At 33.4% G+C, this 15,867-nt stretch carries 13 protein-coding genes; all 13 read left to right on the forward strand.

Features of this window, described 5'->3' with window-relative positions; translation table 11 throughout:
* Positions 1-10: 10 nt before the first annotated feature.
* Positions 11-7,162 carry a cell surface protein SprA gene (gene sprA / locus D1815_RS19455; RefSeq protein WP_118390077.1) on the forward strand — a complete coding sequence of 2,384 codons (7,152 nt, stop codon included), beginning with the start codon at positions 11-13 and terminating at the stop codon, positions 7,160-7,162.
* A gap of 162 nt (positions 7,163-7,324) precedes the next feature.
* Entirely contained in the window at positions 7,325-7,705 is a 381-nt protein-coding gene (gene gcvH, locus D1815_RS19460) for a glycine cleavage system protein GcvH (RefSeq protein WP_027393449.1), read from the forward strand.
* Complete coding sequence (locus D1815_RS19465; protein WP_158594405.1) at positions 7,698-8,090, forward strand: VanZ family protein; 393 nt, start codon at positions 7,698-7,700, stop codon at positions 8,088-8,090. The genes gcvH and D1815_RS19465 overlap by 8 nt, the downstream gene beginning before the upstream one ends.
* Before the next feature lie 153 nt (positions 8,091-8,243).
* A complete protein-coding gene (locus tag D1815_RS19470) occupies positions 8,244-8,969 on the forward strand; it encodes an energy transducer TonB (RefSeq protein WP_027393450.1) in 726 nt (241 codons plus the stop codon).
* Between the two features lie 112 nt (positions 8,970-9,081).
* Positions 9,082-9,825 (forward strand): energy transducer TonB, encoded by a 744-nt coding sequence (locus D1815_RS19475; protein ID WP_118388958.1) that lies wholly within the window; start codon positions 9,082-9,084, stop codon positions 9,823-9,825.
* A gap of 109 nt (positions 9,826-9,934) precedes the next feature.
* Positions 9,935-10,678, forward strand: coding sequence for an energy transducer TonB (locus D1815_RS19480; protein WP_118388959.1), 744 nt, complete (start codon positions 9,935-9,937; stop codon positions 10,676-10,678).
* 228 nt (positions 10,679-10,906) lie between these two features.
* Entirely contained in the window at positions 10,907-11,809 is a 903-nt protein-coding gene (cyoE, locus tag D1815_RS19485) for a heme o synthase (protein ID WP_118390079.1), read from the forward strand.
* On the forward strand, positions 11,800-12,381 hold the full coding sequence (locus D1815_RS19490) for a cytochrome c oxidase subunit 3 (RefSeq protein ID WP_118388960.1): 582 nt from the start codon (positions 11,800-11,802) through the stop codon (positions 12,379-12,381). The genes cyoE and D1815_RS19490 overlap by 10 nt, the downstream gene beginning before the upstream one ends.
* A gap of 48 nt (positions 12,382-12,429) precedes the next feature.
* A complete protein-coding gene (locus tag D1815_RS19495; protein WP_118388961.1) occupies positions 12,430-13,413 on the forward strand; it encodes a cytochrome c oxidase subunit 3 in 984 nt (327 codons plus the stop codon).
* Positions 13,414-13,440: 27 nt separating this feature from the next.
* On the forward strand, positions 13,441-13,800 hold the full coding sequence (locus D1815_RS19500) for a cytochrome C oxidase subunit IV family protein (protein ID WP_027393456.1): 360 nt from the start codon (positions 13,441-13,443) through the stop codon (positions 13,798-13,800).
* A 110-nt stretch (positions 13,801-13,910) separates the two neighbouring features.
* Positions 13,911-14,564, forward strand: a complete 654-nt coding sequence (locus D1815_RS19505; protein WP_027393457.1) for a hypothetical protein — start codon at positions 13,911-13,913, stop codon at positions 14,562-14,564.
* Between the two features lie 3 nt (positions 14,565-14,567).
* Positions 14,568-15,302 carry an SCO family protein gene (locus tag D1815_RS19510; protein ID WP_118388962.1) on the forward strand — a complete coding sequence of 245 codons (735 nt, stop codon included), beginning with the start codon at positions 14,568-14,570 and terminating at the stop codon, positions 15,300-15,302.
* Positions 15,295-15,840: a DUF420 domain-containing protein gene (locus D1815_RS19515; RefSeq protein WP_118388963.1), complete on the forward strand. Its 546-nt coding sequence runs from the start codon at positions 15,295-15,297 to the stop codon at positions 15,838-15,840. Before D1815_RS19510 ends, D1815_RS19515 begins: the two co-directional genes overlap by 8 nt.
* Positions 15,841-15,867 lie beyond the last annotated feature (27 nt).

The raw sequence follows: 15,867 nt of genomic DNA on the forward strand, positions 1-15,867 counted from the left end.
TTTTAAATTTTTGAAAAGACTAGTTTGTTTAATCGCACTATATGGGGGAGTACTTTTCGGTCAAGAGAATGAAACAGTAAGAGATTCCACAAGTACTACATTTTCTTTAGGAGAAATTTCCTTACCAGATCCTAATAGTATAGTTGCCAAGTATGAATATGATCCAATAACAAATCGCTATATATATCGTGAAATGTTAGGGTCGTTTAATGTTAGGTATCCTTTATTTCTTACTCCAGAAGAATTTGAAGCTCTAGTTGAACAAGAACAAAGAAGAGATTACTTTAAAGAAAAAATAAGCGCTTTTAGTGGAAAAACAGACGGGAGCGAAGAGAAGCGTAAAAATCTTCTCCCTATTTTTTATGTAAACTCAAACTTTTTTGAATCGATTTTCGGTGGAAATGAAATTGAGATAATACCCCAGGGATCTGTTGAAATGGATTTGGGAATTTTGTATACAAAACAAGATAATCCAGCGTTTTCACCAAGAAACAGAAGTAATTTTACGTTTGATTTTGATCAAAGAATTAGTCTTAGTTTGTTGGGTAAAGTTGGAAAAAGATTGCAGATTACCGCAAATTACGATACAGAATCAACCTTTGATTTTCAAAATCAAATAAAGTTAGAATATACTCCTACGGAAGATGATATCATAAGAAGTATCGAAATTGGTAATGTTACAATGCCAATTAATAACTCATTAATTCAAGGATCTCAGAGTCTTTTTGGAGCAAAACTTGGATTGCAGTTTGGTAAAACTAGTGTTACTGCTGTATATTCTGAACAAAGGTCAGAAACAAGATCCGTGAATGTTCAGGGAGGAGGAACCGTAGAAGATTTTGAAATTTTTGCTTTAGAGTATGATGATAATAGGCACTACTTTTTATCTCATTATTTTAGAGATACTTATGATCAAGCTTTAACTAATTATCCTTTTATTAATAATAATATTCAAATTACTAGGATAGAGGTTTGGTTAACGAATAGAGCTACGAGTGCACAAACGCTAACAGATGCGAGAAATATTGTTGCAATTCAGGATTTAGGAGAATCTCCTGATACGGGTAATTTTACAATACCAGTTTCTTTGTTTAATCAGCCAGCAGGATCTTTTCCTGATAATGGAAATAATGATTTAGATCCTTCTGCAATAGGTCCTGGAGGACCTATTACGGATGCTGTTCGTCAGATACCAACTGTGCAACAAGGTTTTACAGGTGCAATCTCAGGATTTAACGAGGGATTTGATTATGCGGTTTTAGAAAATGCGCGACAATTAAATCAAAGCGAGTATACGCTAAATACACAATTGGGGTATATATCTTTAAATCAAAAATTAAATAACGACGAAGTTCTCGCTGTTGCTTTTCAATACACCGTTGGAGGAGAAGTGTTTCAGGTAGGGGAGTTCGCAAATGATGGTGTGGATGCTACTATCGGAGATGATTCAGGTACTGGTATTGAAGCAGGTTCTAGTAATAGTTTGGTAGTGAAAATGCTAAAAAGTCCTATAACTAATGTAGATCTTCCGATTTGGGATCTAATGATGAAGAACATCTATAGTACAGGAGCTTTTAGATTAAATTCAGAAGATTTTAGATTAAATATAGTGTATACCAATCCGTCTCCAGTGAATTATATTACACAGGCAGAGGGTGCAACAACAGTGCTTCCTGATGATGTTGCGGAGACAAGGTTGTTGAGTGTTTTTAATATGGATAGGTTAAATCCTAATAATGACCCAGTGCAGGGAGCTGATGGTTCGGGAGATGGTTTCTTTGATTATGTTCCTGGATTAACCATTGATCCAGAAAATGGAAGAGTGATTTTTACAACCGTAGAACCTTTCGGACAGCATCTTTTTAATAAATTAGATAATGACGGAATTACTAACCCTGATGATTATAATAATCCATTAAATTATAATGGAAATCAAAGTAAATATGTATTTAGAGAATTATATACAGAGACAAAAGTAATAGCAGATCAACAAGCTGCCGAAAATAAATATTTTCAACTAAAAGGTAGGTATAAATCCTCTGGGCAAGATGGAATACCTTTAGGAGCATTTAATGTTCCGCAGGGATCTGTTACGGTTACTGCAGGTGGAAGAACGCTACAAGAAGGAGTCGATTATACTGTAAACTATCAATTAGGTAGGGTTAATATATTAGATGAAGCTCTATTGGCTTCTAATACTCCAATTCAGGTTTCTACTGAAAATAATGCTGTGTTTGGACAGCAAACTAAACGTTTTACAGGAGTTAATATAGAGCATAAATTCAGTGATAATTTTATTCTTGGTGGAACCTATTTAAATCTTAATGAAAGGCCGATTACTCAGAAATCTAGTTACGACTTTGAACCTATAAACAATACCTTGTTAGGTTTTAATGTTAATTACTCTACGGAAGTTCCATTCCTAACTAGGATGGTTAATAAGTTACCTAATATAGATACAGATGTACCTTCTAATGTTTCTGTTAGAGCAGAAGGTGCTTATTTGATTGCTGGTGCTCCCAAAGGTGCGGATTTTGGAGGGAAAGTAACGACTTATATAGATGATTTTGAAGGAGCGCAGACACAAATTGATGTGAGTTCTGCATTATCTTGGGAATTATCTAGTGTGCCAATTGGTTTTGATTCTAGAAGTAGTGATGCTGTTCTAGATGGAATTGAATCAGGATTTAGAAGGGCAGATTTATCTTGGTATACAGTTGATCCTATTTTTTATACGAATGACAAGCCTAGTGGTATTTCTGATGAGGATGAGGAATTTAACCCAGCAAGAAGGGTATTTCTAGATGAAATTTTTCCTGATACAGATAGACCACCTGGACAGACATTGTCGTTGTTTCCTTTAGATCTTCATTATAGACCATCAGAGCGTGGCCCTTATAATTATAATGATCTGGCTGCTGCTGATAATGTTTTGCCAAATCCTGAAGATAATTTTGCAGGAATAACTCGTCAATTGACATCTACTAATTTTGAGCAATCAAATGTAGAGTTTATCGAATTTTGGTTAATGGATCCATTTTTTGATCCAGGAGGTGGAGGTGCTCCATTGACAAATGCAACAGGCGGTACGATTGTTTTTAACCTAGGTAATATTAGTGAGGATGTTTTAAAAGATGGTAGGAAGCAGTACGAAAATGGACTTCCTGCGGATGGCACAGATACTGATACTTCTCCTACGGATTTCGGTAAAGTTCCAATTAATCAATCTTTGATCTATGCGTTTGATTCAGAAGGTCAGGCAAGAGTAAATCAAGATGCAGGATATGATGGGTTAAGTGATACTGAAGAAGGAGCTTCTTTTCCAAATTTCGATCCTATTGATCCAGCAAATGATAATTATAGATATTTTTTACAGGCAGAAGGAGATATCGTTCAGCGTTATAACGATTATAATGGTACACAAGGGAACTCCCCAACAAGTGTTTCTAATGAAGATCGGGGGAATACCACTTTTCCAACTGCAGAGGATGTGAATCGTGATAATACCATGAATACAATAGATAGTTATTTTGAGTACGAAATACCAATCTTTCCTGGTATGGATGTTGGTGCTGATGGAGGTACAGGATTTGTTACTGATATTAGAGAAGGAAACAGAACTATCTTAAATGGTCAGAATCATGGATATAGATGGCTTCGTTTTAAAGTCCCTATTTATGAACCAACAAACGCAAGAAATATAAGTGATTTTAGATCTATTAGATTTATGAGAATGGTTGTTACTGGTTTTGATGAGCCAGTAATATTAAGATTCGCGACAATGGATCTTGTTCGAGGAGATTATAGAAGGTACGTCCAGCTTGGAAATGTTACAAATGATCCTACAAGTGGATTAAATATTTTTGGAGATAATGAAGTGTTAGTGACTTCAGTTAGTGAAGAAGAAACTCCTAATTACGTAACTCCTCCTGGAGTAAGAAGGGAAGAGTTGATAAATAATAATACCACAATACGGGAAGATGAAAGATCCTTAGCGTTAACAGTTAATGATCTTCAAACAGATGATTCTAGGGGTGTTTACAAAAATTTTAATGTAGACATGCGTCAATATGAAAACCTTGAATTATTCTTACATGCAGAAAATCTTCCAGGACAATCTTCATTGACAAATGACGAGTTAGTTGCCTTTGTAAGGATGGGGAATGATTTTACAAATAACTTTTATCAGATAGAATTACCACTTCAAGTTTCAGACATAGCTACTAGAGTTCCAGATGAAGTCTGGCCTGAGGCTAATAGACTAAATTTACCTTTAGAGTTTTTGCAAGAAGTAAAAGCAACAGTAATAGGAGATGGCTCCTTAAGTAGTACAAACCTTAATTTTTTTAATGGCCCAAATAATCTAAGAGTTGGGATCAAAGGAAATCCGAATTTTGGAGATATCCAGGTGATGATGGTTGGTGTTAAGAATGCTAGTAATACAAATGAATCTGGTTCTGTTTGGTTTAACGAAATGCGTCTAAGTGATCTTAAGAATAGAGGTGGTTGGGCAGCTGTAGGAAGTATGGATGCTAATATTGCAGATTTTGCTACGGTAAGTGCTTCTGGTAGGATTAGTACAATAGGTTTTGGCGGTATAGAACAAGGGCCAAATGAACGAAGTATCGAAGATGTTAAGCAATATGACCTTACTACGAATGTAAATTTAGGTCAACTATTGCCGAAGAAATGGGGGTTACAAGTGCCTTTTAACTATAGTAGAGGAGAAGAGCTTATCACGCCACAATATGATCCGGAATTTCTGGATTTAGAATTACAGGATAGACTGGATAATGAGACAGATCCTGAAGAAAAAGAGCGTATAAGAAGGCAATCTGTTAATTATACCAAAAGACAGAGTTTTAACGTAATTGGGCTTCGAAAGGATAGAACTGGTGATAGTAAACCTATGCCTTATGATGTAGAAAATTTGGCTTTTTCGGGGACATACAATCAAACTGATCATCATGATTTTGAAATAGAAAATTCATTAGATCAGAGTGTTCGTTTAGGTGGAACATATGATTTTAGTTTTCAGCCTAAAGAAGTTGAACCCTTTAAAAAGATAAAATTTTTAGGTAGGAGTAAGTATTTTGATTTAATTAAGGATTTTAATTTTAATCTATTACCAACAAGTATTTCTGTTAATTCTAATATTACTAGGCAATTTAATGAGCAAGTGTTTAGAGATATAACACTAGGCCCAAATGATTTAAGGTTGCCTGCACTTACTCAACGTAATTTCTTGTTTGATTGGCAATATGGGATTAATTACAATTTAACAAAATCGCTTAATTTTAGTTTCAATTCGGCGAATAATAGAATTGTAAAGAACTTTATTGATGATGAAGGTAATGTGGATGACTCCATAGGTGTTTGGAGTGGTTTGTTTGATGTTGGTGATCCTAACTTCCATAGCCAACAGTTGCAGGTTAATTATGAGATTCCTTTTAATAAAATTCCACTGTTAAAATTCTTGAGGACAACATATTCTTATTCTGCAGATTTTCAATGGACTAAAGGAAGTGAAGCTCTGAAGAATCTGGATGGGATACCTGATTTGGGTAATACAATACAGAATGCAAATATTCATACTGTAAATGGTTCTTTAGATATGGGAACCTTGTATAAATATGTTGGTTTAACCAAGAAGAAACCTGGAAGGAATAGAGCAAAGAAAAAGAAGCAATCAAAAGAAGCTGATGGTAAAGATACTGCTAAACCGGCTTTAGCTGATTCCAAGAAAAGAACTAAAAAGAAATCTAGTAAACTTACTATAGGAGATAAAGTGCTTAATACTGCAATAGGTCTGGTGACTGCGGTTAAGAAAGTTAATATTAATTATCAACAGGATAACGGTATTTTCTTGCCAGGTTATATTCGGGAACCAGGATTTGTTGGAACTTTAAAACCTACGGTTGGTTTTACATTTGGTAGTCAAGCAGAGATAAGGGATTTAGCTGCAAGAAATGGTTGGTTGACTTTGTATCAGGATTTTAACCAACAATATCGTGAAGTAGAAGGTAGGCAACTAAATATACAGGCTTCAGTAGACTTACTTAAGGATCTTAAGATTGATATTAGTGCTAATAGAAATTATTCCGAAACATATACGGAGAATTATAGAGTTAATTTAGATGTAGAGGATAATTTTGATGGGAATATAAATTTAGATAATCCATATTCGTCTTTAACGGGTAATACTTTTGGTAACTATACTGTTTCCACTTTGTTAATTGGGACTGCTTTTAAGAAAAGCGACGAATTTAACTCAGAAACTTTCGATAAGTTTCGAGAAAATAGGCTCATTATAGCAAGGCGTTTAGCGCTGGAAAGAGGAATAGATCCAGGAACTGGAAATAATTTTCCGGTTGGTCTAGGTCCTACGAATCAAGCGGTTCTTTTGCCTGCGTTCCTAGCAGCGTATACAGGAGCAGATCCTCAAAATGTTCAGAAAGGAGCATTCCGAGATGTTCCTCTACCTAATTGGGATATTAAATATACTGGTTTGATGAACTTAAAATGGTTTAAAAAACGTTTCAAGAGGTTCTCAATGGCACACGGATATCGCGCTAATTATACGATTAATCAATTTCAGACAAACCTAGAATTTAATCCTAATAATCCAGATGAATTAGATCAAGGAGATAATTTTAAGAATCCTGAATTATATGCTAATGTTAATCTTACGGAGCAATTTAGTCCATTGATTAGGCTAGATATGGAAATGAAAAATTCTATAAAAATTCTTGCCGAATGGAAAAAAGATCGAGCGCTTTCACTAAGTTTTGATAATAATTTACTTACGGAGATTCAGGGTAATGAATATATTATAGGTCTTGGGTATAGGGTGCAAGATCTAACTTTTGTTACTAAGATTGCTGGGAAAAAGACTACTTTAAAAAGTGATCTTAATTTTAGAGCTGATTTATCATTGCGTCAGAATGAAACGATAATTAGATATTTAGATATAGATAATACGCAAGTTACTGCGGGACAGGATATATATGGTATTAAGTTTACTACAGACTACGCATTAAGTAAAAACTTAACAGCGTTACTGTTTTATGATCATACTTTTTCTAAGTATTCAATTTCTACAGCTTTCCCGCAAACTACAATTAGAGGAGGTTTTACATTAAGGTATAATTTTGGAAACTAATAAGGATGGATTGTAATATATTAGAAAAGATTTGTTGCTTTTTTTCTATTCAATCAGTGAATAATTAAATTTTTATAAATTTTAAAGCTGTTTTTCTAAAATTTGATAAAATAAATTTATTTTCGTCTTCAAAATAATAACAACATATAAATACTATTTCGGATGAATATTCCTTCAGAATTAAAATATACAAAAGATCACGAATGGATCAAGATTGATGGAGATATAGCTACAGTAGGGATTACTGATTTTGCACAAGGTGAATTAGGTGATATCGTTTATGTAGAAGTTGAGACAGTTGGTGAAGAGCTGGAACAAGAAGAAGTTTTTGGAACAGTAGAAGCTGTTAAAACAGTTTCAGACTTATTTCTACCATTAACAGGAGAAATCACAGAATTCAATGAGACTTTAGAGAGCGATCCTGAATTAGTTAATAATGATCCATATGGTGATGGTTGGATGGTAAAAATTAAAATAGCAGACGCATCTCAAATAGATGATCTTTTATCTGCTGATGGGTACAAAGAGCTTATCGGTGCGTAGATATTTGCTTGTGCTAGCGGTATTGTATACCTGTGTGATAACTTGGTTATCTTTAGCAAAAGTTTTTATTCCAATTGATATTAAGGTTGAAGGAAGCGATAAAATCGGACACTTTTTAGCATATTTTGTATTTGCAATTGTTTGGTTTTTACCTTTCTTTTTTTCAAGAAAGCAACCAATGAGTTTTTCAAAGAGTTTATGGTTATCAGCTATTTTTGGATTCCTGTTTGGATTGTTAATGGAATTTTTTCAAGCTGTATTAACAAGCTACAGAAATTCTGATTGGAATGATGTTTTAGCAAATACTTCTGGCATTATTTTGGCAGTAATAGTAATGGTAGTGCTTAAAAATAAATTAGTTAGCTTTAGGATGAAAGTGTCGTAAATATTGATTTTGTGGCATTTTACACGTTTTATGAAGTAGATATGATGTGTGCTTAAAAGTTAAAAAATGGATTTTTAGGTTTACATTTTTACGTTTAATTGGAAATTACAAAAGAAATTAGCTATTTTAGCAATCATATAATAACATTGTAGTATGGAACCGAAGAAAAATCCGAAAGCAGATTTGACCAAAAAAAGTGCCTTATTTTTACAATTGGGACTAATTTTAGTTTTGTTTGTCACTTGGCAAAGTATAGAGTGGAAAACCTATGATAGAAGTAATATCGACATAGGTCAAGTTAACCTTGATGAATTAGAGGAAGAGGAAGTTCCTATTACTCAAAATTTAAATACTCCACCACCTCCACCACCTCCACCACCAGCACCAGAAATTATTGATGTTGTTGAAGATGAAGAAGAGGTAGAGGAAACTATTATAGAATCTACGGAAACTAATCAGGAAGAAGAGATTGTTGAGGTAGAAGAAGTAGAAGATGTTGAAGAGGAAGAAGAAATTGCGGACGTTCCTTTTGCTGTAATTGAAAACGTACCAGTTTTTCCAGGTTGTGAAAAAGAAGCTGGTAATACTGCAAAGAAGAAATGTATGAGTGATAAGGTTAAGAAATTTGTTAACCGTAAATTTAATACAGAATTAGGGAGTGAACTAGGTCTTTCGGGAGTGAACAGAATATATGTTCGTTTTAAAATTGATAGAACTGGTAAGATTGTTGGTGTTCAAGCGAGAGGACCACACCCAAGATTAGAAAAAGAAGCTCAAAGAGTTATAAAAATGTTACCTAAAATGACGCCAGGTAAGCAAAGAGGTAAAGCAGTAGGTGTACTGTATTCTTTACCGATTGTTTTCCAGGTTCAGGATTAAGTAAAGTACTTTTTTAAAATATTAGATCCCCTTTGTAATTATTACAAAGGGGATTCTTTTTTTGGTATGCTTGTTGTGTTTAGAATTAACTGTAACGTTAAAACTAAATAATATGAGTAACAAGCATGATGCTAATGTGCGAAAGGGTACATTGGTAAACTTTCAGATTGGACTTGTAGCAAGTCTATTATTCACTTATGTGATGTTTGAGGTGTACACCTCGCAGCCTATCAATAAAGCTTCAGATAAAGAAGTAGTTTTAGAAGATGAGTCATTTGTTTGGGATGGAGCTTTTGAGGTTTATCAAGAGCCAGAGCAAAAAGTGGTCGCACAAAAGAAGCCTGTGCCTATTCCAGATCCAACGGATTTTGAAGTTGTAGAAGATGATGTGACTTTAGACGATGTAACAGAAGAGTTTAAGAATGAAGAGCCTGAGGAGACAGCTTCATTTAATCCGGATGCAATAGACGATAAGGAAGAGGAGGAAATTCCTGAGAATGTACCTTTTTCAGTAGTAGAGGATGTGCCTATTTTTCCTGGTTGTGAACGCTTAAAAACGAATAAAGAAAAAGCAGCCTGTTTTTCTGAGAAGATTAGTAAAATCATTTCTAGAAAATTTAATACGGGTATAGGAAGTGATTATGGACTTAGTGGAGTGCAGAGAATATATGCTTTATTTGATGTGGCAGCAGATGGTACGATTCAGAATATACAAGTAAGAGCCCCACATCCAAAACTAAAAAAAGAAGCAGAGAGAGTAATTCGTTTATTTCCAACAATGACTCCTGGAAAACAACGTCAAACACCAGTGACGGTAAAATATCAATTGCCTATAGTATTTAAGATTCAGGATTAAGTATAGTTGATATATAATATGAGAATCCCGTTACGATAATCGTAAACGGGATTCTTTTTTGGTATGCTTGTTGATCCAGATTTTAATTGTAACGTTAAAACTAAATAGTATGAGTAACAAGCATGATGCGAATGTACGAAAAAGTACATTGGTAAACTTTCAAATTGGGCTTATAGCAAGCCTATTATTCACTTATGTGATGTTCCAGACATATACTTCTATTTCTGTTGTAGATCCTCCTGATGTTGCCTCTAACGAAAAGGAAGATGTAAGTTTTACAATGGATGTTTTTAAGGTTGAAGAAAAGACTAAGAAAAAGATTGTAGTTAAAACAAAAACGATAAAGGAGCCGGATTGGACAAAGCTAAAAAAGGTCGATGATGATATTGTTTTGCAAAAGTTTAAAAAAGCACTAATCGAAGAAGGAGGTGATTCAAACTCTAAAGAAGTTCCGGTTGATTCTATTTCTGATGTAGTTGATAAAGAGGAAGTTATTTATGACATTGATAAAGTTGCAATAGCGCCTATTTACCCAGGATGTGAAGGTTTAAGTACTAATGATGAAAGAATATCTTGTCTTTCTGGTAAAATTAAACGAATCGTTTCAAAAAAATTTAATGCTGATCTAGGAGCAATTTATGGTCTTAAGGGTTTGCAAAGGATTCACGTTCAGTTTCAAGTGGATAAAGATGGTGTTATAAATGAGGTTATGGTTAGAGCGCCACACCCGGCTTTAGAAAAAGAAGCAAGAAGAGTAGTGAAAAAATTCTCGAATATGAGACCTGGGAAGATAGGAAAAGAGCCTGTTAAGGTTAAATATATTTTACCAATTACATTTAAAATTCAAAATTAAGTTTTAAAAACCCATTTGTCTTGGATAGATGGGTTTTCTTTAAAAGTGTATTTTTTCTAAAAGTTAATCATGCTTCATAATTAGTCTTTTAATTAAGGTTAAATGACTGTATTAAGATAAAACAGTTGTTAAAAGGTGAATTATAAATAGTTATAAGTTGTCTATAATCCATTTAAGGCATATCTTTGCACAACTTTTTTAAAAAGACATTTAGTTAACGTGCAAAATTTGAGTATAACCCAAGTCGATACTGCCAAAGTTTCTGTTATTCAGGATTTTAAAGAGATCACTAAAATGCGTTTGGCATTAAGTGTAGTGTTCTCTTCTGTAGCTGGTTATCTTTTAGGAGTAGATACTATTTCTTGGAGTACACTGCTGCTTTTATCAATAGGAGGATATTTTATGGTTGGAGCCTCTAATGCCTTTAATCAAATTATAGAGAGAGATTTAGATGTTTTAATGGATAGGACCAAAAATAGGCCTATTCCATCTGGAAGAATGTCTGTTAATACCGCATTTATTATAGCAGCGGTTTTTACTATTTCTGGTATTTCCGTGCTGTATTTTATTAATCCTCAAACAGCAATGTTTGGTGCGATTTCTATATTTATTTATGTAAGTCTATATACACCGTTAAAAACGAAAACGCCGTTGTCTGTATTTATAGGCGCTATTCCTGGTGCTATTCCGTTTATGTTAGGTTGGGTTGCAGCTACTAATGATTTTGGAATAGAACCTGGCACCTTGTTTATGATACAATTTTTTTGGCAATTCCCTCATTTTTGGGCAATAGGTTGGTTCTTGTTTGATGATTATAAAAAAGGAGGTTTCTTTATGTTGCCTACCGGTAAAAAGGATAAAAGTACAGCAACGCAGATTGTTATATATACTGTTTGGACAGTAGTAACTTCACTAATACCAGTGTTTGGTGTTACTGGTAAATTATATATTACTCCTGTTTCTGGAGTTTTGATACTAATATTAGGAGCTTTTTTATTGCGATATGCAATTCGTTTATATAAAGTCAAAGATGCTAAGACAGCAAAACAATTAATGTTAGCTAGTGTGTCTTATATTACATTGTTACAGATTATATATGTAGCAGATAAATTTATTCGTGCATGGATTTAACCCAAGGAACAACAAGCGAAAAACAAAAAAGAGCAAAAAAGACCATGATGTGGTTTGCTATGATTAGCATGACCATGACATTTGCTGGTCTTACCAGTGCTTATGTAGTAAGTAAAACAAGAGAAGATTGGTTAACAGACTTAGTTTTTCCAAATGCTTTTATTTTAAGTGTATTGGTAATTATAGCTAGTAGTATATCCTTTTTTCTTTCCAAAAAGGCTATTGATAATGAAAACCGAGGTTTAGCAACATTCTTATTGTTAGCTACATTTGGTTTAGGAGTGCTGTTTGTTTTTATGCAGTTTCAAGGCTTTGAAGATATTATGTCACAGGGTTATTATTTTACAGGGCCCTCTGCGAATATTGTTCCAACTTTTTTGTATATCATTGTAGTATTACATATAGTTCACGTAATTGTTGGGCTACTAGTACTTTTAGTCGTAATTTATAATCATTTTAAACAAAAGTATAAAAGAGGGCAAACCCTTGGTTTAGAACTGGGTGCTATGTATTGGCATTTCGTAGATGTTTTGTGGGTTTATCTCTTTTTATTTTTATATTTCGTGAGATAATAAAATTGATTACTTTTGTGGAAAATTTAACAATACCAAATTCTTTATATGGAAACAGCTGTTACTAATACAGGTACAGAAGGTAAAACTTGGGGCGGAGGCAATCAACCACTCAAGGCGAGTTATGGTAAGATGATGATGTGGTTTTTTATCCTGTCTGATGCGCTTACATTCTCTGGGTTTCTTGCTGCTTACGGTTTTTCAAGATTTAAATTTATTGATTCATGGCCAATAGCGGATGAAGTGTTTAATCACTTTCCGTTTCTTCATGGTGTAGATGCACCAATGTACTATGTTGCATTGATGACATTTATATTGATATTTTCTTCTGTAACTATGGTGTTAGCCGTTGATGCTGGCCATCAAATGAAACAAAAGAAAGTAATACTATATATGTTCCTTACTATTATCGGAGGAGCTATTTTTGTTGGTTCACAGGCGTGGGAGTGGAAAAATTTCATTAAAGGAGAATATGGTGCTGTCGAAACAAAGGGTGGTCAAATACTACAATTTGTTGATAAAGATGGTCATAGAGTGGCATTGCATGATATTGCTGTAGTGGATAATCACAAAGAAAGGCTTCAGCATGAAAGTAAATTGGGTGTTTGGTATGATAAGGAAGGTACACTACCTACATATACTGTTGATGAGATCAGAGAAGGGTTTTCTAAAAGAAGTGATCTTCTTATAAGAACGCAGATACTTACTGAAAAAGGAGAAAAAACAATATTATCTAGAGAAGAATCTTTACGAAGATTGAATACGGATGCTGTTGGTATCGTAGAAGGAGCTAACCTAGTTCATAACGAGTACGGAACACCTCTATTTGCTAACTTCTTTTTCTTTATTACTGGATTTCATGGATTTCACGTATTATCAGGTGTTGTAATTAATATCATCATATTTTTCAATGTGATTTTGGGAACATACGAGAGAAGGAAGAACTATGAAATGGTCGAAAAAGTAGGGCTTTATTGGCACTTTGTAGATTTAGTTTGGGTATTCGTATTTACGTTCTTCTACCTAGTTTAATAATTAAAAGAATTTATAATAGATATTATGGCACACGATACAGCACATCACGAATCGAATACGGCTAAAATCTGGAAAGTATTTATTTTATTATCTGTAGTTACGATAGTAGAAGTAATTTTGGGTATTATTAAACCCGCATTTTTGATAGAGACTACAGTAATTAGTATGAAATTACTTAATTGGATTTTTATAATTCTTACTATATATAAGGCGTATTATATTACTTGGTCTTTTATGCATATGGAAGGTGAAACTAAAGGTTTGCGTAGAGCAGTAGTATGGACAGCAGTATTCCTTATCAGTTATTTAATATTTATATTATTAACAGAAGGTGATTATATTTATGAAGTATTTAAAGCTGGACACAAAAGCTGGGACTTTTAATTTAAAATCCGTTTGTGTTTTTAAGTTAAAAGCATAATAAAAGATAGTAAAAGACGGTTGTTTTCAGCCGTCTTTTTTATTTTTGTAATCGAAGTAAAGTAAACGATTTAATGAAAAAATTTTTAGTTCTTGGAATACTGTTTATACTACCAATAGTGATGTATCTGTTTTTTGCTTCAGCAGTTGATAATTTTTCTAAACTTCCTGTGTTAAAAGAGTCTATAGGAAATTTGGACGATTTTGAAAGCCTTACAGGAGAACAAATTACATTAGAAGATAAGATTACAATATTAGGTTTTTTTGGTGAAGATATTCAGGATAAAAAAGGAAATGTTTTTAATTTAAATCAAAAGATTTATAATAAAAATCGCGAATTCAGGGATTTTCAATTAGTAATGGCATTGCCATATGGTAGCGAGAATGCAGTAAAAGATCTTTTAGAAGAGTTAGATGACATTACTGATGTATCCGGTTGGAAATTTGTTTTCGGAACACCTGAGAGTGTACAACGCTTGTTTAAAGGACTTCAGACGCCTTATAAACTCAATCAAAAAAATGCTTCTAATTTTGTTTTTATTATAGATAAGAATGTAAATCTAAGGGGTAGAGAAGAGAATCAAGAGAAAAATGAGTTAGAGGTCTATGGATATGATACTAGTTCTGTTGCGGATTTAAATAATGTAATGGTTGATGACGTAAAAGTTATCTTAGCTGAGTACCGTTTAGCTCTTAAGAAATATAAAGCAGATCGAAAAGAAAAATAAGGGATGAAAAAATATTCATACGTTGGTATATCATTTATAATTCTGATTTTTGGGATCATTTTTATCCCTAAAATTGTAAATAGAGTAAAGGATACTTCTATTGTTAAAAATGATAGAATGAGTGCGGATAATCCTGTGGCTAATGAAAAACTTTCATACATAAAGATTAATGGTAAGCCTAGAAAAGTTCCGGAGTTTGCATTTTTAAATCAGGATAGTTTGTTAATTACTAATCATGATTATAAGGGAAAGGTATATGTAGTAGATTTTTTCTTTACTAGCTGCCCTACTATCTGCCCAAAAATGAGTCGAAATCTGGCTTATTTACAAAATAAACTTAAAGATTATCAAAATTTTGGAATTGCATCTTTTACGATTAACCCCAAAAGAGATACACCACGGATTCTTAAAAAGTATGCAGAGAATTATGGAATAGTAAATCCAGATTGGCATTTGCTCACAGGGGAGCGAGAAGATTTATATGAATTGGCTAATGCTGGTTTTAATATTTATGCAGCAGAAAACCCAGAGGTTCCAGGAGGATTTGAACATAATGGGTATTTTGCACTAATAGATCAAGAAGGTTACATTAGATCACGTTATGATGCCTCCGGAAATCCTATCATTTATTATAGAGGAACTATCGGAGTTGATGAAAAAAAGGACGAAAACGGAGAAGAAGAACAGGTAACAATCCTATTGGAGGATATTAAAAAGTTATTAAAAGAAAATGAGTAAAAGTACTTCTGAGGTAGAAAAAAAATATAATAAATGGATTGTTATATTGTCCATAGTAATACCGCTAGCTGTAGCAGCATTATTTGGTGTAAACCTTCGTAAATTGGGTTATGATGTTGAACCGCTTACCTTTTTGCCACCAATTTATGCGAGTATTAATGGATTGACTGCTGTGGTTCTTATAGCAGCACTTTGGGCTATTAAAAATAAGAAGTTGCAATTACACGAAAATCTCATGAAATTTGCGATTACATGTTCTGTTTTGTTTTTAGTGATGTATGTAGCGTATCATATGACAAGTGATTCTACAAAGTTTGGTGGAGAAGGATTGATTAAATATGTTTACTACTTCATACTAATTACACATATTGTTTTATCTATTGTTGTGATCCCATTTGTTTTAATAACATATGTTAGAGCTTTGGCTAAAAGTTTTGATAGACATCGGAAGATTGCAAAAATTACATTTCCGATATGGCTGTATGTAGCAATTACCGGGGTAATAGTTTATTTGATGATTTCACCATATTATACGTAAATTTAAAAGTCTAATTGATCATATTCA

Origin of the sequence: Aquimarina sp. AD1, from assembly GCF_003443695.1 — a bacterium.
Classification (GTDB): domain Bacteria; phylum Bacteroidota; class Bacteroidia; order Flavobacteriales; family Flavobacteriaceae; genus Aquimarina; species Aquimarina latercula.